General features: G+C 83.6%; 1 pseudogene. It reads left to right on the top strand.

The features are described 5' to 3' along the window. Window positions 1-437 precede the first annotated feature (437 nt). Window positions 438-911: pseudogene (locus JNW98_RS35555) on the top strand (hypothetical protein); the annotation flags it as partial.

Below are 911 nucleotides of genomic sequence, written 5' to 3' on the forward strand. Positions count from 1 at the left end.
CGGCCGAGGGCGCCGTTCCGCCGGGGCCGCACGACGCCGTTCCGCCGTGGGCGCGCCCGGCATCCGCTCCGCAGGACGCGGCGGCCGCGCCCGAGGGGGCTGTTCCGCCTCCGGCGGCCCCGCCTCAGGACGCGGCATACCCGGTGGCTTCCGCTCACGACGCCGTCCCGCCCGCGGCGCACCCGGCGGCCTCGCCGCAGGACGCGGTGCCCCCGGGCCACGCCGTACCGTCGCCGACGCCCGAGTCGCCGCGCCCCGCCTCCCAGCCGTCCTCCGCCGCCCCGGCCCCCAGCCAGGACGCCTCCCACGCCCCGGCGGCCCCCTCGGCCCCCTCCGGGCCCGGTGGCGGGCCCGTCGGGGCATCCGCCGCGTCCGCTCCGGGCGCGTCCGCTCCGGGGCCGGGTGAGCCGCAGGCCACCGCCGCTCAGCCTCCGGCCGTGCCCGGCCGCCCCGCCGCCCCGGCCACGACGCCGCCGGAGAGCGGCCCGGACGCCGGCGCTCCGGCGCCCGAGGCGCAGGACTCGTATTCCCTGGAGCCACCCGCCTCGCCCGCACCGGGCGCGGGCCGGCCCGTCGCCGAGCCCGCGACCGATGCGGCCGGACCCGGCCCGTCCCTCGTCGCCACGCCCGGCACGGCCGAGCGGTCGGCCGTCTCCGCCCCCTCCTCGGCGGGCGACGCGGGTGACGGCCCGCACGTCACCGCCTCGGTGGACCGACCGTCGGAGCCCGCGCCCGCCTCCGACGCGCCGGAGACGGCCGTTGCGCCGGAGACGGCCGTCTCGGACACGGCGAGCGGCGAACCGGCCACTCGTCCGCCGACGGGAAGCGGCTCCGCACCGGTGCCCGCCCCCGCGGCGGCGCGGGGCTCCGCCGACACCGCGCGGCTCGCGGTGCCCGCCGGCACGTCGGCG

Source organism: Streptomyces huiliensis (assembly GCF_020037025.1).
GTDB lineage: Bacteria > Actinomycetota > Actinomycetes > Streptomycetales > Streptomycetaceae > Streptomyces > Streptomyces huiliensis.